The organism is Streptomyces sp. NBC_00299 (assembly GCF_036173045.1).
GTDB lineage: Bacteria > Actinomycetota > Actinomycetes > Streptomycetales > Streptomycetaceae > Streptomyces > Streptomyces machairae.
In genome coordinates this window covers 8,172,187-8,197,669 of the sequence record NZ_CP108039.1, presented here as the reverse complement: position 1 = coordinate 8,197,669, position 25,483 = coordinate 8,172,187, and the positions used below count along the sequence as shown (strand labels likewise).

Genomic DNA, 25,483 nt, shown 5'->3' with positions numbered 1-25,483 from the left:
CCAGAGGAAAATGGATCTTCGTCCACTGCCGGTTGTCGCGAGGTGCCCGCATGTCCAACCCCATCGCTTACCCGGTCTTCCGCACCACGACCCCGTGCTGGCCCTGCGCCTGGCGCGGCAGCTGGTGGCTGTGGGCGACCGGCGGTACGCGGAGGTTTCCGTGGACGTCGCCCCAGCTCTCCACCGACCTGGCCTACCTCTCCTCGCACCTACCGCTCTGGGCCATGGCTGCGGGGATCCTTGAGCCTGCGCTCGCCGCCGTCGGAGTGCCGATCGATGGGCCGCAGCAGACGCGCCGTATCGAGGACATCGGCGGCCGCGGCGCCGTGCCGGGGTCGGGTCGGGTCGGGTCGGGTCGGGTCGGGTCGGGTCGGGTCGGGTCGGGTCGGGTCGGGTCGGCGTAGCGGACCGCGTTCGGTCAGTACCCCGCGGACACCGAGCCGCCCGGCCAGGCCCACTGGCCGCGAGCGGCCAGCCGCAAGCATCCGCTCCCGGTGCCTGTGCGTCCGAGCCACACCGCCTCCGTCCGCAGCCCGCCCCCCGGGCAGCTCCCGCCACGGTGCGAGCTGCTGTTCGCGCTACATCGGGTCGCCCGGTCAGCGCGCTGCGGAGCGCCGCCGTGCCGCGCTCCGCAGTGCGCTGACCGAGGCATCCGCCGTCACCCAGAATCACCCAGAATTCGTGCAGCCATTCGATCGACGGCTGGGTTGGAGGTCCATACGGTCCGACCAAGCCGCGGTGAGAGCCGAGCGCGCGGGGCGCCCCGGGACGCTCGCACGCTGACTCTGCCGGGATCGTTACCGGAGGCCTGCCATGTCCACACGGGCCGCAGGCAACAATTACTTCCCGTTTGACACGGTTCGGGCCAGTGGCATGGTGGAAGGCGGGGGTGAGGGTCAGGAGGCGGTCAGGAGGCCCCGTATGGCAACCGTTTCGGCTTGGCGTTCGGCAGCGCGGCAAATGCCGCTCAGGCTCACCGTCGGTGCGTTCTTCCTCAACTCCGGACTGTCCAAACGCCACGCGGACCAGGCCACCGCTGAGCGACTCCACCAGCTCACCATCGGCACCTACCCTTTCCTGGGCAAGCTCGACGCCCGGAATTTCACACGGCAGCTCTCCACCGAGGAGATCGCCATTGGCGCCGCGCTGCTCCTGCCCGTCATCCCTGCCGCCGTGGCCGGGACCGCGCTCACCGCATTCGCGTGCGGCACTCTCGGGCTGTACCTGCGTACGCCAGGCATGCGGCAGGAAGGCGGTCTGCGCCCCACTGAGCCGGGAACCGTGCTGGCCAAGGACGTCTGGTTGCTGGGCATCGGCATCTCCCTCATCGCCGAGGGCGTGACCGGTCGCCGGGGACCGGCGGCCTCTGCCCTCGGGCCGTGGCGCCGCATGCTGCGACGCTGATCAGGCCCTTGCGCCCGGCCTTTCCAGCGCGGAGTCAGCCGTCAGTCCGGTCGTTGTGCCGGGTCCGTGGGCCCGCGGATAGGGTCGACGGATGCGCCAGTTCACGGAGCCTGAAGCCCTGTCGGGGATCGTGCATGAGGCACTGGGGGCGGGGTTCCATGTTGTCGGCGTGGTCCGGTTGCGAGGTGGGAGCAAGAAGGGGGTCTACCGGGTCCGGGCGGAGGGATCACGTGCAGCGAGTGTGATCGTCTACAGCTGGGCCGCGGGCGAGAACTTCTGGCCGGCCGCGGAAGGCGTCGACGCGGCCCACCCGTTCGCTCCCGCCTCCGGACTGGTCCCTTTTCTGGCCGCTCAGCGGAGGCTGGACGGTCTTGGAGTGCGGGTTCCAGGGTTACTCCTGGCTGACGACAGCCGGCGCCGCTACCCGGCGGATGTGGCGGTGGTCGAGGACGTTGGCGGCGGCACTCTGGAAGCGCTCCTGATCACGGATCCCGCACGCGCATCGGATGCCCTGAGCGAGCTGGCAGCAATGCTCGACGTGATGCACCAGCAGCACAGTGAGCAGTACGGCCGGGTAGACGTGCTCGAACGGAGCGGCATACGGAGCGGCGAACGGGGCGACAAGGCGAGTGGCGCTTCTTGCGAGGAGCTGGTGCTTGAGCGTGCCCTCGGGGATCTCGCTGAGGCGGCGGAACGCGATACCAGGATCGGATCGGTCGTGGCCCCCTTGTACGATCGCCTGCGGGAGCTGGCCTCACGGGTGTCTCCGCGCACGGAACACGGGCTGATCCACGGCGAGCTCGGGCCCGACCACGTCCTGGTCGATGCATCCGGGCACCCCGTCCTCATCGACATCGAGGGCTTGATGTTCTTCGACGTGGAGTGGGAGCACGTGTTCCTTCAGATCCGTTTCGGCGATCGGTACCCAGCCTTGGCCCGTCCCGGACTCGATCCAGCACGGCTCGACCTCTTCATGCTCGCCATGCGTCTCTCTCTGGTGGCCGGCCCCCTGCGCCTCCTCGACGGCGACTTTCCACACCGCAGGCTGATGCAGGAAATCGCCGATCACAACGCGAAGGAGGCGCTGGCCCTGATGGTCCAGTAGCGCCACGCCAGCCACACGGAGTTCGCGAAGCCCTCCGCTGACCAGCAGGAATCAGAATGACGGAGCCTCATTGAACGCCTTGTGCGTGGTGTGGACGCTCGGCGCCATCGCCTGGGCGACCGTCGCCGTGCTCACGCCGGCCGGTGACGACCCGAAGGAGGCAGTGGAGCGCAAGGCGGGGATGCACCACGATCAGCACCAACCCGCGGGGCGCTACTACATTCCGACGTACGCCAAGGTGGAGAAGGACGGCACCGCGGTGCTCCGGTACGAGGTGGGCAACAGCCAGGACTCGAGTGTCAAGGACTTCCTTCGCACGTACGACATCGCCGCCGAGCCGAAGCGCACCGGCCCGTCCGACGTGACGTACTCCGACCGCTTCGACGACGTACGGCGAACGTTCACGGTCACCTACAACCCGTCGCCCGAGCCCGGCGGGTACGAGTACGCGCGGATCACCGTCAGAGCCAGGGGCACCGACGCAAGCTGATGGGCCGGCGAGGGCTGGCGCCCGCCGCCTTCAAAAGCGTTCGTCTGGTGACGCTTCCGTCGGCGTGCGGGGTCGTGCTGTCGCCGTTCTCGGCCATGGAACACACCTTTCGCGAAAGCGGGAATTGCAGGACGGTTGCAGGACCGAAAGCGGACGGGACCGGCACACGGAATCGGCAGCCGAATCGGCAGCCGAAATCGGAACGAAGGCCCATTGGATTACGCGGCGCCGGTGCGCGGGCATGTGGAAGGGGCCGGCTCCGGTGGGGATTCAGAACCGGCCCCTTCGTCAGGGGGTGAAGCGAGTACCGGACCCGGTCACTGCTGCGGGCGGCGGTACGCCTTCACGACACTGGCGTAACTGTTCTTGGCGTGGCCCTGGGCGATGATGCCCTCCATCAGCGCCTCGGAGTACTTGGGCAGTTCGGTGTCGACGCCGAGCGCCTCGCTCTCCTCGACGAGGTGCTTCAGTGCGCCCAGGTGCGTCTCCAGGGTGGCGTCGTTGGCCGGGAACTTCGCGTCGCCGGCGTCGATCTGCGCGGCGTAGTCGGCCGTGAACATCTTGATGGCGTCGAGCCACATGTGCGCCCACGGCAGGAACTCCTGCGCCTTGACGCCGCCGGTCTCCACGATGGCGACGCCGTGCAGGAAACTGTTGAGGGCACCCCACATCAGGCCGAGCAGCGACACGTCGAACAGGGCGGGCTTGCCGTGGTCGGTGCCGAGGTAGGTGGTGCCGCCGCCTAGGAGCTTCAGGACGGGCTCGTGGGCGTCGAAGACGGCCTGGTCGCCGGCGTAGAAGAGGACCGAGGTCTCGGCACCGATGCCGGGCGGGGTGATCATGATGGCCCCGTCGAGGTACTTGGCGCCGTGCTTCTCCGCCCACTCGGCGGTCGTGCGGGCCTGCTCGGAGGAGCCCGTCGTCAGGTTGACCACGGTCTTGCCGTGCAGGGCGTCGCCCAGCGAGCCGATGACGTCGTGCACCACGTCGTACGTCGACACACACACGACCACGAGGTCGCTCGCGGCGACGGCGTCGGCGGGGTTCGCGGCGAGCACCGCGCCGTCCGCGACGAGGCCGTCGGCCTTGTCCGCCGAACGGTTCCACACGGTGGTGGCGTGACCCGCCTTCAGGAAGGCGGCGGCGAGGGCCTGCCCCATCAGGCCGAGGCCGAGCACCGACACCGACACCGACACCGAGGTGTGGTTGTCACCCATGAATCAATTCCTCCAGTACGAAGTGGTGTTGCTGAACGGGCCGGCCCGCTGGGCGTGCCGGTGGGAATGCGGTCCGGGGCGCGAGCCGCGGAGGGAAGGGGCGTCGACTCAGAGGCGATGCCGCGGTTGGAAGCGCTACTCGCCGACGTCGGCGCGCTCCTGGAGGTGGGTGAGCCAGCGGGTCGACAGGAACTCGGCGACGTCGATGTTCGGGCGCGCGAGGCGAGCCATTCCGCCGCGACGTGCCCGAACCGTCCTTTACTGATGCTGCCGATGGTGATCGCCAGCCTCAGTCGCTCATTCCCGGCCACCCGGCCACCCGCCCACGCCTTCCGCCCGCACCACCGCCGCCACCGCCGCCGAACCGCATTCCTTAAGGAACCCTGGCGTATGCCCCTTCGGATTCGCTTCGGACGGCTTCGGAAATGCTGCGGGCAGGCACTTCGGGCCGGTGGCCGAGCAGCCCTTCCGGTGGCCGAGCAGCCCTTTTCGTCGCAAGTCGCGGCGATCGAGGGCCGGTTACGCTGAGATCATGGAATTCGGGGTGCTGGGGCCGCTGGAGGTGCGCACGGACAGCAGACGTGTCGTGCGGGTACCCGAAGTCAAGGTGCGGATGCTCCTCGCCGTTCTGCTCGCCCACCACGGGCAGGTCGTCCCGGCGGGCCGGCTCATCGAGGGCCTGTGGGGCGGCTCGACGTTCACGGCACGGCCCACCGCGTCGCTCCAGGCCAAGGTGTCCCAGCTGCGGCGCGCGCTGGAGGACGCGGAGGCGGGCGGCCGCGAACTGATCGCGCACCGGCCGCCCGGTTACGTCCTGGCCATCCCTGCCGGAGCGCTCGACGCAGTGCGGTTCCGCGAACTGGTCGCCCGGGCCAGGTCCGGGGCGGACCCTGTGACACGGGCGGCCCTGTACACCGAGGCGCTGGGGCTGTGGCGCGGCCCCGCCTTCGCGGAGTTCGCGGACCAGTCGTCCGTGCGGCCGACGGCGGCGAGCCTGGAGGAGGAGCGCCTCACGGCGGTGGAGGAGCATGCCGGGGTTCGGCTGGAGTTGGGCGAACACAGGTTGCTGGTGGGCGAGTTGACGGAGCTGGTGGCGCGGCATCCGTTGCGCGAAGGGCTGCGGGGCGCGCTGATGTGGGCGCTGTACCAGGCGGGACGCTCCTCCGACGCGCTCGACTGCTTCAACGATCTGCGGCGCCGGCTCGACAACGAGCTGGGGCTGACCCCGGGACCGTCCCTGGAGGCCTTGCAACAGGCGATCCTGCGCCACGACCCCGTGCTCGCCCGGCCGGAGCCGCCCGCGCAGTCGGCCACGTGGGCGCCGGCCGCTCCGGGGGCGACCGGTTCCGCCTCGCCCCTGGTGGGCCGCGAACAGGATGTGCAGGCGATCCGGACGCTGCTCCTACAGCGCCGTCTGGTGACGCTGACGGGCCCTGGCGGGGTCGGCAAGACCCGTCTCGCCCAGGCCACGGCGCAGAGCCTGGCCGGCGCATTCGTCGAGGGCACCTGGCTTGTGGAGCTCGCGGACGCCGGGGGCCTGGAGCGGTTCGCCGACGCGGAGTCGCTGGCCGAGCAGGTCATGGCGACGGTGGGCATCCGGGAGAACACGTCGGACGACGACGCCAAGGGTCCGACGGAACGCCTGGCGAGCGCGCTGGCCAGGCGGCGGCTGCTGCTCGTGCTGGACAACTGCGAGCACGTCGTGGAGGCCGTCGCGCAGTTGGCCGGCGTGCTGTTGGGCCGGGCCCCGCACCTGCATATTCTGACGACCAGTCAGGAACCGTTGCGCACCCGGGACGAGACGTTGTATCCGGTGTCGCCGCTGTCGCTGCCCCCGGAGGACCTGCCGGACCTCGACGCGCTGGCGAGTTCGGGCGCCGTACGCCTCTTCGTGGACAGGACCAGGGCGACGGACCCGGAGTTCGTGCTCGACGCCACCACCGCCCCGCTCGTCGCGGATGTCTGCCGGCGCCTCGACGGCATCCCGCTCGCTCTGGAACTTGCCGCCACCCGCGTGCGCTCGCTGGGCATCAGGGAACTGCACGACCGTCTCGACGACCGCCTCAGGGTCCTCAACAGCGGTTACCGGGACGCCCCTTCACGGCACCGGACCCTTCAGGCCACGCTCGACTGGAGCTGGGGTCTGCTCGATGCCCGGGAGCAGACCGTGCTGCGCAGGCTGTCGGTGTTCAGCGAGGGGTGCGGGCTGCGGGCCGCCGAGGACGTGTGCTCCGGGGGCGGGGTGTCCCCCGCCGACGTCCTCGACGCGCTGAGCCTGCTCGTGGAGCGCTCACTGGCGGCACGCACCGAGGGACCGCAGGGTCCTCGCTACCGGCTGCTGGAGTCCGTCGCGGTCTACGCGCGTGACAGGCTCGCCGAGTCCGGTGAGCACGCCGAGACCGCGGCCCGGCATCTGCGCCACTGCGTCCGCCTCGCCGAGCGCGCCCGGCCGCATCTGCACGAGCGGGAGCAGTCCCGCTGGTTCCAGTACCTCGACCTGGAGGCGGGCAATGTGCAGCGCGCGCTGGCCGAGGCCGCCCGGTCCGGGGCCGCGCAGGAGGCGCTGCGCCTGGTCAACTCGCTGACCTGGTACTGGTACGTCCGGGGCCGGCTCGGTGAGGCCCGCAGGGCGCTGGCCACGGCCCTGGACACGCCGGGCGAGGCGGCGCCCGAGGAGCGCGGGGAGGCGGAGTTCTGGTACACGGGCATCCGCCTGCTGCTCGGCGAGCACGACCGGGAGTGCGACGCGCTGGACGCCTACGATCTCGCGTCCACCCTGGAGTCGACGAGGGCGCAGTGGTTCCTGGCGCACGCGCAGTGGACGGTCGGGGCGCTGGTCGCGGGCGAGCAGCGGGTCGAGCGCGTGCTGGTCCGCTTCCGCACCCTGCGCGACGCGTGGGGTACCGCCGCCGCGCTGACCACACGCGCCTGCTTCGCCCTGGCCCGCGGTGACCTGGAGTCGCTGCGCGGCAGCGCCGAGGACGCCCGCGCCCACTTCGCGGAACTGGGCGACCTGTGGGGCCGGTTGAAGACGACCGACGTGCTCGGCAGGCTCGCCGAGATCAACGGCGACTACGACCGGGCGGCCCGGTTGCACCGGGAGAGCCTGCGCATCGCCCAGGCCCTGGAGACCTGGCCGGAGATGTCCACGAAGCTGTCGGGCCTCGGCAGGATCGCCCTGCTCACCCAGCGCTACGACGAGGCCGACGACCTGCACACGCGTGCCCTGCGGCTCGCGGTGGAGCAGGGCAACCAGCCCGCCGAGCAGTTCGCCGCGCTGGGCCTCGCGCTGAGCGCCCGGCGCCAGGGCCGGCTGGACGCCGCCGAGGAGTGGCTGCGGCCCTGGCTCGCCTGGAACCGCCGGCGCGGTGACGGACCGGGCCTGGCTCTGGTCCTGGCCGAGCTGGGCTTCATCGCCGAGCAGCGCGGTGACGCGGGCCGGGCGCTCGCGTACCACCGGGACGGCCTCGCGGCCGCCGCGACGACCAAGGACCCCCGCTCGGTGGCGCTGGCCCTCGAGGGTCTGGCGGGTGCGTACTCGCTGGCCGGGGCCGCGGAGAGGGCGATCCGTCTGCTCGGCACGGCGGCGGCGGCCAGGGAACGGGCCGGGGCCCCGCACCCCCCTGCGGAGCGGGGCGACGTGGAGCGCATCGCCGGCCGTCTGCGCGCCACGGTCGACGAGGCCGCGTACGCCCACGAATTCACCGTCGGCACCCAGCGGGACCACGAGAGCCAGGCCACGGCGGAGTCGGCGCACCCGGCGACGCCATGAGCCGGTCGCGACCGGCGGCGGGCGTCAGCGTCGGCGGCGGGTGTTGAGGCGGGCGGCCTGGCGGGTCAGGTAGTCGCGTTCGGCGAGGTTGAGGGCCTGCTGGGCCGCCTCGGCGTAGAGCCGTGCCGCCGTCGCCAGGTCGCCGTCGCGTTCGTGGAGGTACGCCGCCACCGCGGTGTGGCGGGGCAGCGAGTCGTCCAGTTCCGCGAGCGCCGCGAGGCCCGCGCGCGGTCCGTCGGCCTCGCCCACGGCGACCGCGCGGTTGAGGCGGACGACTGGGTTGTCGGTCAGGTGCGTGAGCTCGTCGTACCACTCGACGATCTGCACCCAGTCGGTCTCCTCGGCGGTGGGCGCGTCGGCGTGCAGTGCCGCGATGGCCGCCTGGGCCTGGAACTCGCCGAGCCGGTCGCGGGCGAGCGCCGCCTGGAGGATGTCGACGCCTTCGGCGATCGCCTTGGTGTCCCACTTGCCGCGGTCCTGCTCGGCGAGCGGCACGAGGCTGCCGTCGGGAGCGGTCCGCGACGCGCGCCGGGCGTGGTGGAGCAACATGAGGGCGAGCAGCCCCGCCACCTCGGGGTGGTCGATCGCGGCCGCGAGCTGCCGGGTGAGCCGGATGGCCTCGGCGGCGAGGTCGATGTCGCCGGAGTAGCCCTCGTTGAAGACCAGGTAGAGGACGCGCAGCACGGTGGCGACGTCGCCGGGCTGGTCGAACCGCACGCCGGAGACGGTGCGCTTGGCGCGGCTGATGCGCTGCGCCATGGTCGCCTCGGGCACCAGGTAGGCCTGGGCGATCTGCCGAGTGGTGAGGCCGCCCACGGCACGCAGGGTGAGCGCGACCGCCGACGACGCCGTCAGCGAGGGGTGGGCGCACAGGAAGTACAGCTGGAGCGTGTCGTCGACCGCGGGCGCGGGTCCGGAGGCCGGCTCCTCGTCGACCAGGTCCTCGCGCCGGCGGCGGGCGGCGTCCGACCGGGTCGCGTCGAGGAACTTGCGCCAGGCCACGGTGATCAGCCAGCCCTTCGCATCCCGCGGAGGGTCGGCCGGCCAGACGCGGACGGCCTCGACCAGGGCGTCCTGTACGGCGTCCTCGGCCGCCGCGAAGTCGGCTCCGCGGCGGACGAGGACGGTGAGCACGCTCGGTGTGAGGCTCCTGAGCAGGGCCTCGTCGATCGATGAGGTCACTTGAAGGAGCACTCCGTGACATGGGGCGCCGCCGCCAGGAACGGGCGCACCTCCAGCCACTCGTGGATCGGCTTGCCGCCCGCGCCGGGGGCGGCGGACAGTTCCCCGGCCAGCTCGACGGCGCGCTCATGGCTGTCGACGTCGATCACCATCCACCCGGCGATGAGGTCCTTGGTCTCGGCGAACGGGCCGTCGGTGACCGGCGGCCGCCCCTCACCGTCGAACCGGACCCAGTTCCCTTCGGGGGCGAGCGCCTGGCTGTCGACGAGCTCGCCGGTCTTCTCGAGCCGGTCCGCGAAGTCCTGCATGTACTGCACGTGCGCCGAGATCTCCTGGGGCGTCCACTGGTCCATGGGCACGTCGTTGACCGCCGCAGGAGCGCCGCGGTAGTGCTTGAGCAGCAGGTACTTGGCCATGATGTTCTCCTTGGTGCTGGTGCGACCCATTGTGGTCGCGTTCACCCCGGGGACGGAGCAGGTCGCGGGTTCTCGACATCCGCGGCCAGACTTTTTCGCCGACCCCCCGAGGCCCCGATCAGGATGAAGTGAGCTGACTCACACTCTTCACTGGGCAGCCTTCAGGGGCCGCCGTATAGTTGCGCTATGAGCAACCACGCGGCAGATGGAGAAACAGCAGGTCCCGCGGTGAGTGGCGTGCAGTCCGTCGACCGTGCGGTCAGCGTCCTGGAGATCCTCGCCCACCGTGGCGAGGCGGGTGTCAGCGAGGTCGCCGCCGAGATCGACGTCCACAAGTCGACCGCGTTCCGCCTCCTCGGTGCGCTGGAGGCGCGCGGCCTTGTCGAGCAGACGACCGAGCGGGGCAAGTACCGGCTCAGCTTCGGGATCGTGCGTCTGGCGGGCGCGGTCACGAGCCGTCTGGACATCACGCAGCAGGGCCGGCCGGTGTGCGAGCGGCTCAGCGAGGAGATCGGCGAGACGGTCAACATCGCGGTCCTGCAGGAGCATTACGCCGTGAACCTCTACCAGGTACGGGGCCCGGGAGCGGTCGGCGCGCACAACTGGGTCGGGAGGCTGACCCCCGTGCACGCCACGTCGAGCGGCAAGATCCTGCTGGCCCACCGGCCGGCGAAGGAGCGCGCCGAAGTGCTCGCGGCGTCCGGGATGCAGAAGATGACCCCGCACACGCTCACCGCGAAGACCAAGCTGGAGAAGAGCCTCGCCGAGACCCGGGAGCGCGGATACGCGGTGACGCTGGAGGAACTCGAGATCGGGCTGCACGCCGTCGCGGCCCCGATCCGGTCCCGTGAGGGCGACGTCGTCGCCGCCCTCAGCGCCTCCGGGCCCGCGTACCGCTTCACCGAGGAGCGCATCCACGAACTCGCCCCTGTGCTGATGAGGGGCGCGGACGAGATCAGCCACCGGATGGGCTCGCCGGACTGATCTCCCTCCTGGCTGGAACCCTCACCCACGGAGCCGGGACATCGACGGATCGAACAACGGCTCCTCGGCCACGACCGCCTCGACCCGCTGGTCGAAGTAGCCGATGTGCAACGCGGTACCGGGAGCCGCGAGTTCGGTCGGCAGCCACGCGTAAGCGATGCCCTTGCCGATCGTGTAGCCGTAGGCCGCGCTGGTGACGTAGCCGACCGCGCGGTCGCCGTCGTACACCGGCTCCTTCCCCATGACGACCGACTGCGGGTCGTCGATGGTGAGGCAGGTCAGCCTCCGTCGTACCTCCGCCTTACGGCGCTGAAGGGCCGCCTTCCCGATGAAGTCGTCCTTGTCGAGCTTGACGGCGAAGCCGACGCCGGCCTCGTACGGGTCGTGCTCGTAGGTCATGTCGGTGCCGAAGGAGCGGTAACCCTTCTCCAGGCGGAGGCTGTTGAAGGCGCCGCGGCCCGCGGTGATGCCGCCGAGGGGCTCGGCCGCCCGCCACAGGGTGTCCCACAGCTTCAGGCCCTGGTCGGCGGTGGTGTAGAGCTCCCAGCCGAGTTCGCCGACGTACGACAGGCGCATCGCCGTCACCGGGACGCTGCCGATGTAGGCGGGCTTGGCGCGGAAATACTTCAGGCCGTCGTTCGAGAAGTCCTCGTCCGTCAGGGGCTCCAGGACCTTGCGGGCGAGTGGGCCCCACAAGCCGATGCAGCAGGTGCCGGGGGTGATGTCGCGGACCTGGACCGTGCCGTCGGCGGGGAGGTGGCGGGTGAACCAGTCGAGGTCGAGGCTGCTGTTGGCGCCGACCTGGAACCGGTCGCGGGCGAGGCGGGCGACGGTGATGTCGCTGCGGATGCCGCCGTCGTGGTCCAGGAGGAGGGTGTACGTCACCGAGCCGACCGACTTCGCGACCTTGCCCGTGCACAGCCGCTCCAGGAAGGCCGCCGAACCGGGGCCGGTCACCTCAAGACGCTTGAGGGCCGTCATGTCGTACAACGCGACCGTCTCGCGGGTCACTTGGGCCTCGGCGCCGACGATGGGCGACCAGTACTGCGCTGCCCAGTCGTTCGGGGTGGGCACCGAACGGCCCTCGGTCAGCGCTGCGTTGGCCTCGTACCAGTGCGGGCGCTCCCAGCCGTTGGCCTCCAGGAAGAAGGCGCCGTGCTCGCGCTGGCGGACGTGGAAGGGGCTGGTGCGGATCGGGCGCGGGTCGCCCGACGGCTGGAGGGGGTGGAGGATGTCGTAGACCTCGACGAAGTTCTGGCAGTCACGGGCCAGGACGTACTCCGGGGAGAGCTGATGCGGCTCGAAGCGGTTGACGTCGCACTCGTGCAGGTCGAAGGAGGAGCAGTACCCGTCGACCAGCCACTCGGCCATGGCCCGGCCGACGCCCGCCGAGTGGGTGACCCAGACGGCCTCGGCGACCCAGAAGCCCTTGACGTCCGGGGACTCGCCGAGGAGCGGGAAGTTGTCGGTGGTGAAGGAGAACAGGCCGTTGATTCCCTCCTCCACCTTGGCGTCCTTCGTGACGGGGAGCAGGGACCGGGTCTCGGTCCAGGCGTCCTCGAAGTCCTCCTCGGTGAACTTCAGGACCGAGGGCATGTCGTCGGCCTCGTCGACGGAGAGGATGTCGTCGGCGGAGATCGGCATGGGGCGGTGGCCGTAGTAGCCGATGCCGATGCCGTCGAAGCGGTCGCGGTAGTAGAGGTCGGCGTCCTGGTGGCGCAGGATCGGGCGGACCGCCTCCTCGGTCTGACCGGCGAGGGCCGGGACGGGGCCGGTCCAGGCGAGCTGGTGGGCGAGGGGGGTCAGCGGGAGGTTCATGCCGACCATGCGGGCGATCCTCGGGCCCCAGATGCCGGCGCAGCACACGACGATGTCGGCGGGGATCTCGCCCTGGTCGGTGTGAACGCCGGTGACGCGGCCGCCGTCCTGCCGGATGTCGAGGACCTCGTGGCGGGCGAGGAAGCGCACGCCGCGTTCTGTGGCACGGCGGATCTGCGCCTCGACGGCGAGCACCGCCTTGGCGAGCCCGTCCGTCGGGACCAGGAGGCCGCCGAGGACCCGGTCGGGGTTGACCAGGGGGTGCTGCTCGACGCACTCCTCGGCGCTCAGGAGCCGGGACTCGATGCCCCAGGCGGTGATCCAGCCGTGGCGGCGCCGCAGTTCCGTCAGGCGCTCGGGCGTGGTCGCCACCTCCAGGCCGCCGACCTGGAGGAAGCAGGGCTTGCCGTCGACGTCGAGGGAGCAGAGTTTCTCGACCGTGTAGCGGGCCAGCTCGGTCATGGTCTTGGAGGAGTTGGTCTGGAAGACCAGGCCCGGGGCGTGCGAACTGGAGCCCCCCGTGGCGGGGAGCGGGCCCTGGTCGACCACGGTCACTTCGGTCCAGCCTCGCGCGGAGATCTCGTCCGCGAGCGCCGCACCGACGACCCCCGCTCCGATGATGACCACTCGGGGACCCGCCATCGCCGCACCTCCGGTTGGCTAACCAGTCGATCCGTCCAGTTGCTGCTCACGCAACTTGGTTCAGGTTGCGCAACTCAATGTGCCTGTCGTGCAGGTGGGTGTCAAGGGGTCCGCGACCTCGGGAAACGCGCCCGGAGACACGGCGATGCCCGGTGGGCGGTGCGCATCCCGCGCGCACCGCCCACCGGGCATCCGTGAAGGGCATGAAGGGCCTGCCGATGGCCTGCCAGGAGCCTGGCAGGCGCCTACTTGAGCCAGGCGTCCACCTTGTCGCGGTTGGCCTCGACCCACTTCTTGGCGGCGGCCTCGGGGGTCATCTTGTCGACCGCGATGTACTTCGCCACGGCGTTCTGGTCGTCGTTGCTCCAGGTGAAGTTCTTCACCAGGTCATAGGCGGGGCTGCCCGACTTGACGAACTTCGCGCTGACGATCTTGTCCAGCTCGTACACGGGGTAGTCGCAGGCGATCTTCTCCGCGTCGGCGTCGCAGCCCGTCTTGTACTCCGGCAGCTTGACCTTGACGAGCGGCACCTCGGACATGAACCACTGCGGCTCGTAGAAGTAGCCGATCACCCATTCCTTGTTCTTCTCCGCCTTGCGGAAAGCCTGGATGAGGGCGGCCTCGCTGCCCGCGTACACCACCTTGTAGTCCAGCTTCAGGTTCTTCACCAGGGCCTCGTCGTTGGTGACGAACGACGGGTCGCCGTCGAGCAGTTGGCCCTTGCCGCCGGACTCGGACGTCTTGAACTCGGCGGCGTACTTGTCGAGGTTGTTCCAGTCGGTGATGTCCGGGTGCTCCTTGGCCAGCCACGGCGGCACGTACCAGCCGATCAGACCTTTGTTGCCGGTCGGGCCCGCGTCGACGGCGGTCTTCTGGTCGGTGATGTACTTCTTCTTCAGGTCGTCGTGGCCCCAGTTCTCGATGACGGCGTCGACCTCGCCCGTCCCGAAGCCCTGCCAGGCGATCTCCTCCTTCAGGTCCTTCTTGACCACCTTGCAGCCGAGGTCCTGCTCCGCGACGTACGCGACGACCGCCGCGTTGGCCTCGTAGCCCACCCACGGGTTGATCGCGAGGTTGAAGGTGCCGCACTTGCCCGAGCCGTCGGAGCCGCCGGCGCTGTCGTCGCCGACCTTTGCGCCGCTGCATGCGGTGAGGGTGAGACCGAGGACGGCGATGCCGGCCACGCCGTATCTCCAGTGTGTTGCTTGCCTTGCCATGATCAGTGACTCCTTATGCGCCGGCACGTCGCGCCGCTGCCTGGGTGATCCGGTCGAACATGACTCCGAGAAGGACGATGGCGAGCCCCGCGGCGAGCCCCTTCCCGTACAGCTGGCCCTGCGAGAAGCCGGCCACGACGTCGTAGCCGAGGGCGCCCGCGCCCACCAGGCCGCCCACCACGACCATCGACAGCACATAGATCAGGCCCTGGTTGGTGGCCAGGGTCAGGGCGCTGCGTGCCATCGGCAGCTGGACCTTGGTGATGATCTGCCAGGTGTTGCACCCCGCGGAGGTGGCCGCCTCCACGGTGGTCGCCGGCACGTTCCGCACCCCGTCGGCGATGATCTTCATGGTGACGGGGGCCGCGTAGACGACGGCTGCGACGATCGCGGTGAAGCGGGTCGCGCCGAACAGGGCGAGGAACGGCACGAGATAGACGAACGGCGGCATGACCTGGGCCGCGTCCAGGGTGGGCCGGATCAGCCGGTCCACCAGGGCGCTGCGCCCCATCCACACGCCGAAGCCGATGCCGAGCAGCATCACCAGGACCGTGGCGACGACGGTCGACGCCAGCGTGGTCATGCTGTCCGACCACACCCCGGTGCCGACCAGCAGGCCCACGCAGACGGCCGTGGTGATACCGGCGCGCAGGCCGCCGACGACGACGCCGAGCGCGATCAGGGCCGCGCCGACGAGCCACCACGGGGAGTCCGTGAGCAGTGTCTGGAACGGGTTGAGCAGACCGGTGGTGATGACGTCACGGATGGCGTTGGTCAGGCCCCCCAGGTTGTCCTGCGCCCAGGTGGTCACGCTGTCCGCCCCGCTGGAGATGGCGCTGCCGACGCCGCCCTCGCCGGGGAACTCCGCCGCCCACACATAGGTGTGGGAGAGGAAGACCAGGACGGCCGCGACCGCCGCGCCCACGCCGAGGAGCGGGCGCCGCCAGGCCAGGAAGCGGTTCTTCGAACGCCGGGCCTCCTCCTCGCGTCCACTCGCCGCGGTGGTGACCCGGTCCAGCACGATGGCCATGACGACGATGGCCAGGCCCGCGTTGAAGGCCGTGCCGACGTCGAGGGACTGCAGTGCCTGCACGACGGTCTTGCCGAGGCCGGGCGCGTCGATCAGGGCCGCGATGGTGACCATGGCCAGGGCGGCCATGATGGTCTGGTTGACGCCCATCACCACGGTCCGCTTGGACATCGGCAGCAGCACCTTCGTCAGGGTCTGCCGTCTCGTGGCGCCCATCGAGTCGGCCGCCTCGACCGTGGTCGTCGGCACGGACCGGATGGCGTGCGCGGTGATACGGATCGCGGGCGGTGCCGCGTAGATCAACGTGGCGATGGTGGCGGACGCCGGGCCGATGAGGAAGAACAGCGTCAGCGGGGCCAGATACACGAAGGTCGGCATCGTCTGCATGAAGTCCAAGAAGGGCGTCACGATCCGGTTGACCCGGTCGGACAGCCCCGCCCACACGCCCAGTGGGATCGCGAAGAGCAGCGCCACGAAGACCGCGGAGACGGTGAGCGCCAGGGTGTCCATGCTCTCCTGCCACAGGCCCTGAAGGCCCAGGAAGGTGAAGCCGGCCACCGCGAGGAGCGCGACCCGCCAGTTGCCCACGGCCCAGGAGACGTAGCCCACGATGCCCACGACACCCAGCCAGCCGATCTGCGGGACGGGCCGGCCGGCGGCGGGCTGCGAGATCAGCTCCTGGACGAAGGTCACCAGGGAGTCGATGACCAGGCGGATCTCATTGAAGAAGTACAGGAAGAGGGGGTTGGAGTTGCGGTTCGCGCCGATCGAGTCGTTGACGTCGTTGAACCACCGGTGCAGATCGGTCAGGTCGGCCGCCGCCAGGGTCAGGGTCTGCTTGCCGCGCAGCACGAGGAACAGCACCAGCCAGACGACGAGGATCGCGGCGACCACCATGGGCCGGCTGATCCTGCGCTCGGTCCTTGCGGGAGCGGCCGGTTCCTCGACGACCCCGGTCTTCTCGGGTTTCTCCATGGCGACGGTCATCACGCGTCGCCTTCCCGCCCGGCGACCACCGCGAGGATCTCCTCGTCGCCGACGATGCCGAGCAGCTTGCCGTTCTCGACGACCTTGACCGGCTTCTCGGCGGCCAGTACGGCCCGGGTGGCCTCGCGCACGACGACGTCCGGGCCCAACTCCGGTCCGTCCAGGGCGTCGTCGGGCTGCGCCGGGCGCATGATCCAGCGCAGGGTCAGCACGTCACCGCGCGGCACGTCCTTCACGAACTCGCGTACGTAGTCGTCCGCCGGGGCGCCCACCAGCTCGTCGCCGGTGCCGCACTGGACCATCTTGCCGTCGCGCATGATCAGGATGCGGTCGCCGAGCTTGAGGGCCTCGGAGAGGTCGTGGGTGATGAACACCATGGTCTTGCCGACCTCGTGGTGCAGGCGGATGACCTCGTTCTGCATGTCGCGCCGGATCAGTGGGTCGAGCGCGGAGAACGGCTCGTCGAAGAAGAGCACGTCCGGCTCGCCGGCCAGCGCGCGGGCGAGCCCGACGCGCTGCTGCATACCGCCGGAGAGCTGGTCGGGGTAGGAGTTCTCGTAGCCGGCGAGGCCGACGAGTTCGACGACCTCCATGGCCCGCTTGGCCCGTTCGGCCCTGCCCATGCCGCGGATCTCCAGCCCGAACGCCACGTTGTCGACGACGCGGCGGTGGGGCAGCAGACCGAAGTGCTGGAAGACCATGGAGAACTTGCGGCGCCGCAGGTCGCGCAGGCGTCCCGCGTCGGCCTTGCGGATGTCCTCGCCCTCGAAGACGATCTCGCCGGCGGTGGGTTCGATCAGCCGGGTCAGACATCGCACCAGCGTGGACTTGCCGGAGCCGGACAGGCCCATGACGACGAAGACCTCGCCGGGCGAGACGTCGAAGTGGACGTCCCGTACGGCTGCGGTGCATCCGGTGCGGTCCATGAGCTCGCGGCGGGTGAGGCCGCGCAACTCCTCGGAGTCCGGCACCTGGTCGGCCTTCGGCCCGAACACCTTCCACAGCCTGCGTACGGATATGACCGGGGTGGAGCCCGAGTCCTGCGGCGTGCCGCGCCGCTGCGGCACCTCGGTCTGTGTGGTCACGTTCGACCTCTTTTCGGCGTTCAGCCGCGGAACCAGTGTTGCGGCCGGGGTTGGATGTTCTGCCAGATGTGCTTGGTCTCCCGGTACTCGTCCAGGCCGGTCGGTCCCAACTCCCGGCCCACGCCCGAATGCCCGAACCCACCCCATTCCGCCTGCGGCACATAGGGGTGGTAGTCGTTGATCCACACCGTGCCGTGACGCAGCCGCCGCGCGACGCGCTGGGCCTTGCCCGCGTCCTGCGTCCAGACGGCTCCGGCCAGTCCGTACTCGGTGTCGTTGGCGATGCGTACGGCGTCGTCCTCGTCGGTGAAGCGCTCGACCGTGAGCACGGGTCCGAAGGACTCCTCGTGCACCACGCGCATGTCCTGTCGGCACTCGTCGAGCACGGTGGGCAGGTAGTAGTGGCCGTCTCCCAGGGCGGGGTCGTCCGGCCGGGCGCCGCCGCAGCGCAGTACGGCGCCCTCGCCGATGCCGGCCGCGACATACGCCTCGACCTTGGCGCGGTGCTGTGCGGAGATCAGCGCCCCGGTCTCGGCCTCGGGGTCGAAGGGGCCGCCGAGGCGGATCTGCCGGGCACGGCGGACGACCTCGTCGACGAAGCGGTCGTGCAGGCGGTCCTCGACGATCAGCCGGGCGCCGGCCGAGCAGACCTGCCCGGAGTGCAGGAAGACGGCCGTGAGCGCGAAGTCCACGGCCGTCTCGAAGTCGGCGTCGGCGAAGACCACGTTGGGGTTCTTGCCGCCGAGTTCCAGCGCCACCTTCTTCACGCTCGCGGCGGCGGTGGCCATGATGCGTTTGCCGGTCTGAACGCCTCCGGTGAAGGAGACCATGTCGACGGCGGGGTGCTCGCTGAGCGGTGCGCCCGCCTCGGGCCCCGGGCCCAGGACGAGGTTTGCCGCGCCGGCCGGGAGCCCGGCCTCCTCCAGGGCCTTCATCAGCAGGATGGAGGTGGAGGGGGTGAGCTCACTGGGCTTGAGGACGATCGTGTTGCCGGCCAGGAGCGCCGGGGCGACCTTCCAACTGGCCTGCAGCAGCGGGTAGTTCCAGGGCGTGATCAGTCCGCACACGCCGACCGGCTCGTGGACGACGCGGCTCACGGCGTCGTCACGGCCGGTGTCGATCACACGGCCGGCGTCGGTGCCCGCCATGCCGCCGTAGTAGCGGAAACAGGAGACGACATCGGCGATGTCGTACTCGCTCTCCACCAGCCGTTTGCCGGTGTCCAGGGACTCGGCGCGGGCGAACTCCTTGGCGTCGCGCTCCATCAGGTCGGCGGTGCGCAGCAGCAGTGCGCCGCGCTCCCGCTCGGGAGTGCCCGGCCAGGTCCCCTCGTCGAAGGCGCGGCGGGCCGCGGCGATCGCCGCCTCGGTGTCGGCACGTGTCCCTTCCGACACGGTCGCCACGAGCGTGCCGTCGGCGGGGCAGCGGATCTCCCGCTGCCCGCCGGCCACCGGCTCACGCCATTCGCCATCCACGTACAGGTCTTCCACGCGCCGAGCCTTTCAACGAAGTCGTTGCGCATCGTGCACCCGATTGCTTGTGGTGGAACACCCTTGCGAACGACCGGACGCACGTCAAGAGGTTGGCCGATGACGATTTGACCATGCGATCACGTTCCCGGCCACCCTTGACCGGAAGCGGCACCGAGCAGACCATGTTGCGTATCGCTCACCATGTTGTGCAATGCGCACCGACGGAGGCCGACGTGTCCCCCAAGTTCCCCCGATCGTCATCCGGCCGCGAGTACGTTCTCACCCTCTCCTGTCCCGACAGTGCCGGTCTCGTTCACGCCGTGAGCGGCTTTCTCGTCAGGAACTCCGGAAACATCCTGGAAAGCCAGCAGTTCGACGACCGACTCCAGGACCGCTTCTTCATGCGGGTCCATTTCGACGTCTCCGATCCGAACGTCGCCCTGGAAAGCCTGCGTTACCGGTTCGGTCCCGTCGCTCAGGCCTACCGCATCTCCTGGGCGCTGAGCGAGGCCGCCACGCCGGTCCGGACACTGATCATGGTGTCCAGGTTCGGACACTGCCTCAACGACCTGCTGTTCCGCATGCGCTCCGGCTCCCTCAACATCGAGATCCCCGCGATCGTCTCCAATCACCGGGACTTCGAGGGACTCGCGCAGACGTACGGCGTCCCCTTCCACCACGTCCCGGTGACCAAGGAGACCAAGCCGGAGGCCGAGGCGCGGCTGCTGGAGCTGGTGCAGGAGCTGGACATCGACCTGGTGGTGCTGGCCCGCTACATGCAGATCCTCTCCGACGACCTCTGCAAGCAGTTGGAGGGCCGCGCCATCAACATCCACCACTCCTTCCTGCCCAGCTTCAAGGGCGCGCGCCCCTACGAGCAGGCCTACCAGCGCGGCGTGAAGCTGGTCGGCGCGACCGCCCACTATGTGACGCCGGACCTCGACGAGGGCCAGATCATCGAGCAGGACGTGGTCAGGGTGGACCACTCACTCGACCCCGGCGAGCTGGTCACGGTCGGACGGGACGTGGAGGCGCAGGTGCTGGCGCACGCCGTGAAGTGGCACAGCGAGAGCCGCGTGATGGTGGAGGGCAACCGCACGGTCGTTTTCCGCTGAACGACTCGGCCACATGGGTGAGTGGGCCGGCTTCCCGGCCCACTCGTCGTATACGGCGAGGCTTCAGCCGCGCGTCTACTTCGCCTGCTTCCGGACGTCGGGGTAGCGGTAGTACGCGGCCGTGGACGGCTCCAGCGGCTTCCTGCCGAGGATGAGGTCGGCGGCCTTCTCGGCGATCATCATCACCGGGGCGTAGATGTTGCCGTTGGTGACGTACGGCATCACGGAGGCGTCCACCACGCGCAGGCCCTCCACTCCGTGCACCCGCAAGCTGGTGGGGTCGACGACGGACATGTCGTCGGTGCCCATCTTGCACGTGCAGGAGGGATGCAGGGCGGTCTCGCCCTCCTCGGCCACCCAGGCGAGGATCTCGTCGTCGGTCGCGACGCCCGGCCCCGGCGAGATCTCCCCGCCGTTGTAGGGGGCGAGGGCCGGCTGTTCGAGGATCCTGCGGGCCACGCGGATCGCCTCGACCCATTCGCGGCGGTCCTGCTCGGTGGAGAGATAGTTGAAGCGCAGCGCCGGGTGCTCGTTCGGGTCCTTGCTCTTGATCTTCACGGAGCCGATGGCGTCGGAGTACATCGGGCCCACATGGACCTGGTAGCCGTGGCCGCCGGAGGGCGAGGAGCCGTCGTAGCGGACCGCGACGGGCAGGAAGTGGAACATCAGGTTGGGGTAGTCCACGTCGTCGTTGCTGCGGGCGAAGCCGCCGGCCTCGAAGTGGTTGGTGGCGGCAGGGCCCTTGCGGAAGAGCCACTGGAGCCCGATGAACGGGGCCCGCCACTTCGCCATGTACGGCTGCATGGAGACGGGCTGCTTGGAGGCGTACTGGACGTAGACCTCCAGGTGGTCCTGCATGTTCTCGCCGACGCCCGGGAGGTCGTGGACGACGTCGACGCCGAGGGCGCGCAGTTCCTCGGCGTTGCCGACACCGGAGAGCTGGAGCAGCTGCGGGGAGTTGATCGCGCCGCCGCAAAGGATGACCTCCTTGGCGCGGACCTGCTTGACCGGGCCCCGGCCGCGCCGGCACTCGACGCCGACCGCGCGGTTGCCCTCGAAAAGGACCCGGGTGACGAGGGTGCGGGTCCTGACCGTGAGGTTCGGCCGGTCCATGGCGGGCTTGAGGTACGCCTTCGAGGCGGACAGGCGACGGCCGCGATGGACGTTGCGGTCGAACTTGGCGAAGCCCTCCTGCCGGTAGCCGTTGACGTCCTCGGTACGGGGGTAGCCCGCCTCCTCGGTGGCCTCGAGGAAGGCGCCGAACAGGGGGTTGGTGGCCGGGCCGCGTTCGAGCACGAGAGGGCCGTCGTGGCCGCGGAACTCGTCGTCCTCGTCGGCCGCCAGACAGTTCTCCATCCGCCGGAAGTACGGCAGACAGTGTGCGTAGTCCCAGGTCTCCATGCCCGGGTCGGCCGCCCAGCGCTCGTAGTCCATGGGGTTGCCGCGCTGGAAGATCATGCCGTTGATGCTGCTGGAGCCACCCAGCACCTTCCCGCGCGCGTGATAGACGCGCCTGCCGCCCATGTGGGGCTCGGGCTCGGACTCGTACTTCCAGTCGTAGAACCGGTTGCCGATCGGGTAGGTCAGCGCCGCGGGCATCTGGATGAAGACGTCCCACGGATAGTCGGAGCGGCCCGCCTCCAGTACCAACACCCGGTTCGCCGGGTCCGCGGAGAGCCGGTTCGCCAGTGCGCTGCCGGCCGAGCCGCCGCCGACGATGAGGAAGTCGAAGTGCACAGGTGCCATGGTGCCTCGTCTCGCTCGCGCCTTTGATACGCGAGGCATGCTAGCGGTGGGTTCGCGATACGCACCAGGTTGCGAACCGCGCAACTTTTTGCGGGCTGATCACGGCTCTGTTGCTTGCCGTGGCGTTGTTTACTGCGCGTATAGTTTTACTGTGAGCAACTACAGCATGGACACGGAAACGTCGAACTCGCAGGCCGGCGGGGTCCAGTCGGTGGATCGTGCCATCAGCGTGCTGGAGATCCTCGCCCAGCGTGGTGAAGCCGGCGTCAGCGAGGTCGCGGCCGAGATCGATGTGCACAAGTCCACCGCCTTCCGCCTGCTCGGCGCCCTGGAGGCGCGCGGTCTGGTGGAGCAGGCGGGCGAGCGTGGCAAGTACCGGCTCGGTTTCGGCATCGTCCGGCTGGCCGGCGCGGTCACCGGCCGTATCGACATCACCCAGCAGGGTCGTCCGGTCTGCGAACGCCTCGCCGAGGAGCTCGGCGAGACCGTGAACATCGCCGTCATGCAGGAGCACTACGCGATCAACCTCTACCAGGTTCGCGGCCCGGGCGCGATCACAGCGCACAACTGGGTCGGCCAGCTGACCCCGCTGCACGCCACGTCGAGCGGCAAGATCCTGCTGGCCCACATGCCCGCGAAGGCGCGCGCCGCGCTGCTGTCCACCACGGGCATGAAGAAGGTCACCCCGAACACCATCACCGCGAAGACCAAGCTCGAGAAGAACCTCGCCGAGGCCCGCGAGCGCGGCTACTCCTTCACTCTGGAGGAGCTGGAGATCGGCCTGCACGCCATCGCCGCGCCGGTCCGCAACCGGGACGGCGAGGTCGTCGCGGCCCTCAGCGCCTCCGGGCCCGCCTACCGCTTCACCGAGGAGCGTCTGCACGAGCTCTCCCCGGTGCTGCTCAAGGGCGCCGAGGAGATCAGCCACCGAATGGGTTACCTGGGCTGACCCGCCCGGCTACGACCGGGGGACGCCGAGACGCTCGTTCACCCAGTCGTGGAAGGCACCGATGTGGTGCTCGCTCGGCACCAGCACGCCCCCCTTGGCATACAGCCGGGAGCTCATGCCGGGCTGTGTGCGTTCGCACGCGTCGAAGTCCTGGCGGTTGACCCGGTCGAAGAGTTCCACGGACCGGCTGACGTCCTTGCCGCTCTCGACGACGTGCGGGAGGTAGAGCCAGTCGCACTCGATGATCGTGCGGTCGACGGACACCGGATACATCCGGTGGAAGATCACGTGGTCGGGGACGAGGTTGATGAACACCTGCGGCCGGACGGTGATCGCGTAGTAGCGGCGGTCCTGGTCCTGTGCAACCCCGGGGATACGGTCCAGTCCCTCGGACCCGTCGACGGTGAAACCCTGGACGTCCTCGCCGAACTCGGCGCCGTGTCCGACGTAGTACTGGGCGGCGTAACCGTCCGCGAACTCCGGGAGCACCTCGGTGAGTTCGGGGTGGATGGTGGCGCAGTGGTAGCACTCCATGAAGTTCTCGATGATGAGCTTCCAGTTCGCCCGGACTTCGTAGACGATCCGCCGGCCCACGGAGAGGCTGTCGATGTCGTAGCGCTCGATCGACTCGACGTCGCCGAGGCGGGCGACGATCTCACCGATGACCTCCTCCTCGAAGGAGGGCGGGTTCTCCGCGAGGCACACCCACACATAGCCGAGCCACTCACGCACGGCCACGCTCACCAGGCCGTACTCGGTGCGGCCGACGTCGGGCATCTTGGTGAGGTTGGGTGCCGCGACGAGCTTGCCGCTCAGGTCGTACGTCCAGGCGTGGTACGGGCACTGGAAGGCCCGTTTGACCTCGCCGGACTCCTGGGTGCAGAGCTTGGCTCCGCGGTGCCGACACACGTTGAAGTACGCGCGGATGCCGTTGTCCCTCGCCCGGGTGACGAGGATGCTCTCGCGGCCCACGTCGAAGGTGCGGAAGGCGCCGGGCTTCGCGAGGTCGGACGCGCGCGCGACGCAGAACCACATGGTCTCGAATATGCGCTCCTGCTCCTGGGCGAAGATCACCGGATCCGTGTAGGAGGAGCCGGGGAGAGTGGCGATCAGACTGTCCGGCAGGCTGGTCGAGGTCACGGTGCACTCCTCGGAGAACGTCGTGGCTGGGTGATGCCTCAGGGGCGGGGTCAGGACGTCGCCGCGGCGAGCTGCTTGCGCCAGCGGGTGAACAGGCGCGGCTGGTTCATCCCGAGCACGGCGACCGGGTCCCCGGCACGCCGGTAGACGGCGAGCACGTCACGGTCGTCCGTGGCGCCCGCCTCGACGGTCACGCTGTCGGCGCCGGCCGCATGCCCGACGAACTGGATCTTCACGCCGTACTGGTCGGACCAGAAGTACGGCGGCCGGGGCACACCCGGTGCCACCGCACCCCCCGCCAGCAGCGCGGCGACCGCGGCGTCGGGGCGCTCCCGCGCACCGGTCCAGTGCTCGACCCGGCGGTGGAAGCCCGCGCGGGGGTCGTACCAGTTGGCGCAGTCGCCGACCGCGACCACACCGGCCAGGCTGGTACGGCCGTCCGCCCCGCACTTGACGCCGTTGTCGAGTTCGACGCCGGAGCCGTCCAGCCACTGCACGCAGGGACTCGCGCCGACCCCGACCACGACGATGTCGGCGGGGAGGCTGCGGCCGTCCTCCAGCAGGACGGCGTCGACGCGGGTCTCCCCGCTCAGTCCCTTGACGCCCACACCGCACAACAGCCGTACGCCGTGGTCGGCGTGGAGCGCGGAGACGACGGCACCCATGGTCTCGCCGAGCGGTCCCGCGAGCGGTGTCGGCGCCACCTCCACCACGGTCACGTCGAGCCCGAGGGCGTACGCGGTGGAGGCGACCTCCGCCCCGATGAAGCCGCCGCCGATCACCACCAGCCGTCCGCCGCGGGCCAGTTCGTCGCGCAGGGCGCGGGCGTCGTCCAGGGTGCGCAGGGTGTGCACCCCGGACAGGCCCTCGGAGCCGGGCAGCGTACGCGCCGCGGCGCCGGTCGCGAGGACCACTCCGTCGGCGCGCACCTCGCGTCCGTCGGCGAGCCGGACGGTGCGCTCCGTGCGGTCGAGTCCGACGGCGCGGGAGCCGAGCAGCCACTCGGCCCGCAGGTCCTCGTCGTCCGTCTCCAGCGCGAGCTCCGTCTCGCCGAGGGTGCCGGCCAGGAACTCCTTGGACAGCGGGGGCCTGTCGTAGGGGCGGTGCAGCTCGTCCCCGATGACGACCAGCCGTCCGTCGTAGCCCTGCTTGCGCAGGGAGCGGGCCGCCGACAGACCGGCGAGCGAGGCGCCGACCACGGCCACCGTCCTCACGCGACTCCCCCGGCGAGCCGGGCTGCGATGCAGGGCGGCAGGTTGGGGGCGTCCATGGACAGCCGGACGTGGACCACGCCGTCCTCGACGACGACCTCATGGGTCCGGACCGGGAGCTTCGCCGGCGGGGCGTCGACCGCGCCGGTACGCAGGTCGAACTTCGAGGCATGCAGCGGGCATTCCACCTCGCAGCCCTCCAGCCAGCCGTCGGCGAGCGACGCGTCCTGGTGGGTGCAGGTGTCGTCGATGGCGAAGAGCTCGCCATCGTCGGTGTGGAACACCGAGACCGGCGGATCGATATCGAGCCGGAGGGCCTCGCCTCGCGGGAGATCCGCGAGACGGCACGCGGGAATCATCATGACACCTCGGTGCGTATAGCGAAACGGATTGCGATGAGCGCAACGCCAGTCTGAAGGCCGCTCGGAAGCGTTGTCAAGGCATCCATGGGGCTCGTTCGGACAGGCCGTTCACACGATTTCCGGGCAGCTCGAAACGCCC

Annotated in this window: 20 protein-coding genes; 8 read left to right on the top strand and 12 right to left on the bottom strand. The window is 70.0% G+C overall.

Features of this window, described 5'->3' with window-relative positions; all coding sequences use genetic code 11:
• The first annotated feature begins 50 nt into the window (after positions 1-50).
• From OHT51_RS36650 to OHT51_RS36635, 4 genes are all read left to right on the top strand, one after another.
• Positions 51-404 (top strand): hypothetical protein, encoded by a 354-nt coding sequence (locus OHT51_RS36650; protein WP_328883187.1) that lies wholly within the window; start codon positions 51-53, stop codon positions 402-404.
• 517 nt (positions 405-921) lie between these two features.
• A complete protein-coding gene (locus OHT51_RS36645) occupies positions 922-1,404 on the top strand; it encodes a hypothetical protein (RefSeq protein ID WP_328883186.1) in 483 nt (160 codons plus the stop codon).
• Positions 1,405-1,495: 91 nt separating this feature from the next.
• Positions 1,496-2,509 (top strand): phosphotransferase, encoded by a 1,014-nt coding sequence (locus OHT51_RS36640; protein WP_328883185.1) that lies wholly within the window; start codon positions 1,496-1,498, stop codon positions 2,507-2,509.
• A 70-nt stretch (positions 2,510-2,579) separates the two neighbouring features.
• Positions 2,580-2,999 carry a hypothetical protein gene (locus OHT51_RS36635; protein WP_328883184.1) on the top strand — a complete coding sequence of 140 codons (420 nt, stop codon included), beginning with the start codon at positions 2,580-2,582 and terminating at the stop codon, positions 2,997-2,999.
• Between the two features lie 317 nt (positions 3,000-3,316).
• On the opposite strand, the gene OHT51_RS36630 is transcribed toward OHT51_RS36635, so the two are convergent.
• On the bottom strand, positions 3,317-4,216 hold the full coding sequence (locus tag OHT51_RS36630; RefSeq protein WP_328883183.1) for an NAD(P)-dependent oxidoreductase: 900 nt from the start codon (positions 4,214-4,216) through the stop codon (positions 3,317-3,319).
• Positions 4,217-4,748: 532 nt separating this feature from the next.
• Here OHT51_RS36630 and OHT51_RS36625 point away from each other — a divergent pair.
• Positions 4,749-7,988, top strand: a complete 3,240-nt coding sequence (locus tag OHT51_RS36625; protein WP_328883182.1) for a BTAD domain-containing putative transcriptional regulator — start codon at positions 4,749-4,751, stop codon at positions 7,986-7,988.
• A 24-nt stretch (positions 7,989-8,012) separates the two neighbouring features.
• Here OHT51_RS36625 and OHT51_RS36620 read toward each other — a convergent pair whose 3' ends face one another.
• On the bottom strand, positions 8,013-9,158 hold the full coding sequence (locus OHT51_RS36620; RefSeq protein WP_328884559.1) for an RNA polymerase sigma factor: 1,146 nt from the start codon (positions 9,156-9,158) through the stop codon (positions 8,013-8,015).
• Between the two features lie 8 nt (positions 9,159-9,166).
• Positions 9,167-9,586, bottom strand: coding sequence for a YciI family protein (locus OHT51_RS36615; protein WP_328883181.1), 420 nt, complete (start codon positions 9,584-9,586; stop codon positions 9,167-9,169).
• A 186-nt stretch (positions 9,587-9,772) separates the two neighbouring features.
• Between OHT51_RS36615 and OHT51_RS36610 the strand changes: the two genes are divergently transcribed.
• Positions 9,773-10,570: an IclR family transcriptional regulator gene (locus OHT51_RS36610; protein WP_328883180.1), complete on the top strand. Its 798-nt coding sequence runs from the start codon at positions 9,773-9,775 to the stop codon at positions 10,568-10,570.
• A 21-nt stretch (positions 10,571-10,591) separates the two neighbouring features.
• Here the strand turns inward: OHT51_RS36610 and OHT51_RS36605 are convergent, their stop codons facing one another.
• The 5 genes from OHT51_RS36605 to OHT51_RS36585 all read right to left on the bottom strand — a co-directional run bounded on the left by OHT51_RS36605 (position 10,592) and on the right by OHT51_RS36585 (position 18,839).
• Positions 10,592-13,030, bottom strand: coding sequence for a GcvT family protein (locus tag OHT51_RS36605; RefSeq protein ID WP_328883179.1), 2,439 nt, complete (start codon positions 13,028-13,030; stop codon positions 10,592-10,594).
• Between the two features lie 245 nt (positions 13,031-13,275).
• The gene (locus tag OHT51_RS36600) at positions 13,276-14,247 is read right to left on the bottom strand and encodes an ABC transporter substrate-binding protein (RefSeq protein WP_328883178.1); all 972 of its coding nucleotides are present in this window, start codon (positions 14,245-14,247) and stop codon (positions 13,276-13,278) included.
• 13 nt (positions 14,248-14,260) lie between these two features.
• On the bottom strand, positions 14,261-16,264 hold the full coding sequence (locus OHT51_RS36595; protein WP_328883177.1) for an ABC transporter permease: 2,004 nt from the start codon (positions 16,262-16,264) through the stop codon (positions 14,261-14,263).
• The gene (locus tag OHT51_RS36590) at positions 16,264-17,349 is read right to left on the bottom strand and encodes a quaternary amine ABC transporter ATP-binding protein (RefSeq protein WP_328883176.1); all 1,086 of its coding nucleotides are present in this window, start codon (positions 17,347-17,349) and stop codon (positions 16,264-16,266) included. Before OHT51_RS36590 ends, OHT51_RS36595 begins: the two co-directional genes overlap by 1 nt.
• Positions 17,350-17,369: 20 nt before the next feature.
• Positions 17,370-18,839 (bottom strand): aldehyde dehydrogenase family protein, encoded by a 1,470-nt coding sequence (locus OHT51_RS36585; protein ID WP_328883175.1) that lies wholly within the window; start codon positions 18,837-18,839, stop codon positions 17,370-17,372.
• A gap of 215 nt (positions 18,840-19,054) precedes the next feature.
• On the opposite strand from OHT51_RS36585, the gene purU reads away from it, so the two are divergent.
• Entirely contained in the window at positions 19,055-19,936 is an 882-nt protein-coding gene (gene purU / locus OHT51_RS36580; RefSeq protein WP_328883174.1) for a formyltetrahydrofolate deformylase, read from the top strand.
• A 75-nt stretch (positions 19,937-20,011) separates the two neighbouring features.
• Here purU and betA read toward each other — a convergent pair whose 3' ends face one another.
• Positions 20,012-21,682 carry a choline dehydrogenase gene (gene betA, locus OHT51_RS36575; protein WP_328883173.1) on the bottom strand — a complete coding sequence of 557 codons (1,671 nt, stop codon included), beginning with the start codon at positions 21,680-21,682 and terminating at the stop codon, positions 20,012-20,014.
• Between the two features lie 166 nt (positions 21,683-21,848).
• Here betA and OHT51_RS36570 point away from each other — a divergent pair, with 166 nt between their 5' ends.
• Positions 21,849-22,631: an IclR family transcriptional regulator gene (locus tag OHT51_RS36570; RefSeq protein WP_328884558.1), complete on the top strand. Its 783-nt coding sequence runs from the start codon at positions 21,849-21,851 to the stop codon at positions 22,629-22,631.
• A 9-nt stretch (positions 22,632-22,640) separates the two neighbouring features.
• On the opposite strand, the gene OHT51_RS36565 is transcribed toward OHT51_RS36570, so the two are convergent.
• The 3 genes from OHT51_RS36565 to OHT51_RS36555 are packed head-to-tail and all read right to left on the bottom strand — an operon-like array spanning position 22,641 to position 25,344.
• Positions 22,641-23,771 (bottom strand): aromatic ring-hydroxylating oxygenase subunit alpha, encoded by a 1,131-nt coding sequence (locus OHT51_RS36565; RefSeq protein ID WP_328883172.1) that lies wholly within the window; start codon positions 23,769-23,771, stop codon positions 22,641-22,643.
• A gap of 50 nt (positions 23,772-23,821) precedes the next feature.
• Positions 23,822-24,985 carry an NAD(P)/FAD-dependent oxidoreductase gene (locus tag OHT51_RS36560; protein ID WP_328883171.1) on the bottom strand — a complete coding sequence of 388 codons (1,164 nt, stop codon included), beginning with the start codon at positions 24,983-24,985 and terminating at the stop codon, positions 23,822-23,824.
• On the bottom strand, positions 24,982-25,344 hold the full coding sequence (locus OHT51_RS36555) for a bifunctional 3-phenylpropionate/cinnamic acid dioxygenase ferredoxin subunit (protein ID WP_328429278.1): 363 nt from the start codon (positions 25,342-25,344) through the stop codon (positions 24,982-24,984). Before OHT51_RS36555 ends, OHT51_RS36560 begins: the two co-directional genes overlap by 4 nt.
• Positions 25,345-25,483: the final 139 nt, after the last annotated feature.

Excerpts from the sequence above, each read along its gene's own strand:
- OHT51_RS36600 (WP_328883178.1), bottom strand. The coding sequence starts at position 14,247 with ATGGCAAGGCAAGCAACACACTGGAGATACGGCGTGGCCGGCATCGCC.
- OHT51_RS36570 (WP_328884558.1), top strand. The coding sequence starts at position 21,849 with ATGGACACGGAAACGTCGAACTCGCAGGCCGGCGGGGTCCAGTCGGTG.
- OHT51_RS36595 (WP_328883177.1), bottom strand. The coding sequence starts at position 16,264 with ATGACCGTCGCCATGGAGAAACCCGAGAAGACCGGGGTCGTCGAGGAA.
- OHT51_RS36640 (WP_328883185.1), top strand. The coding sequence starts at position 1,496 with ATGCGCCAGTTCACGGAGCCTGAAGCCCTGTCGGGGATCGTGCATGAG.
- OHT51_RS36605 (WP_328883179.1), bottom strand. The coding sequence starts at position 13,030 with ATGGCGGGTCCCCGAGTGGTCATCATCGGAGCGGGGGTCGTCGGTGCG.
- OHT51_RS36555 (WP_328429278.1), bottom strand. The coding sequence starts at position 25,344 with ATGATGATTCCCGCGTGCCGTCTCGCGGATCTCCCGCGAGGCGAGGCC.
- OHT51_RS36630 (WP_328883183.1), bottom strand. The coding sequence starts at position 4,216 with ATGGGTGACAACCACACCTCGGTGTCGGTGTCGGTGTCGGTGCTCGGC.
- OHT51_RS36610 (WP_328883180.1), top strand. The coding sequence starts at position 9,773 with ATGAGCAACCACGCGGCAGATGGAGAAACAGCAGGTCCCGCGGTGAGT.
- OHT51_RS36625 (WP_328883182.1), top strand. The coding sequence starts at position 4,749 with ATGGAATTCGGGGTGCTGGGGCCGCTGGAGGTGCGCACGGACAGCAGA.
- betA (WP_328883173.1), bottom strand. The coding sequence starts at position 21,682 with ATGGCACCTGTGCACTTCGACTTCCTCATCGTCGGCGGCGGCTCGGCC.
- OHT51_RS36650 (WP_328883187.1), top strand. The coding sequence starts at position 51 with ATGTCCAACCCCATCGCTTACCCGGTCTTCCGCACCACGACCCCGTGC.
- OHT51_RS36615 (WP_328883181.1), bottom strand. The coding sequence starts at position 9,586 with ATGGCCAAGTACCTGCTGCTCAAGCACTACCGCGGCGCTCCTGCGGCG.
- OHT51_RS36645 (WP_328883186.1), top strand. The coding sequence starts at position 922 with ATGGCAACCGTTTCGGCTTGGCGTTCGGCAGCGCGGCAAATGCCGCTC.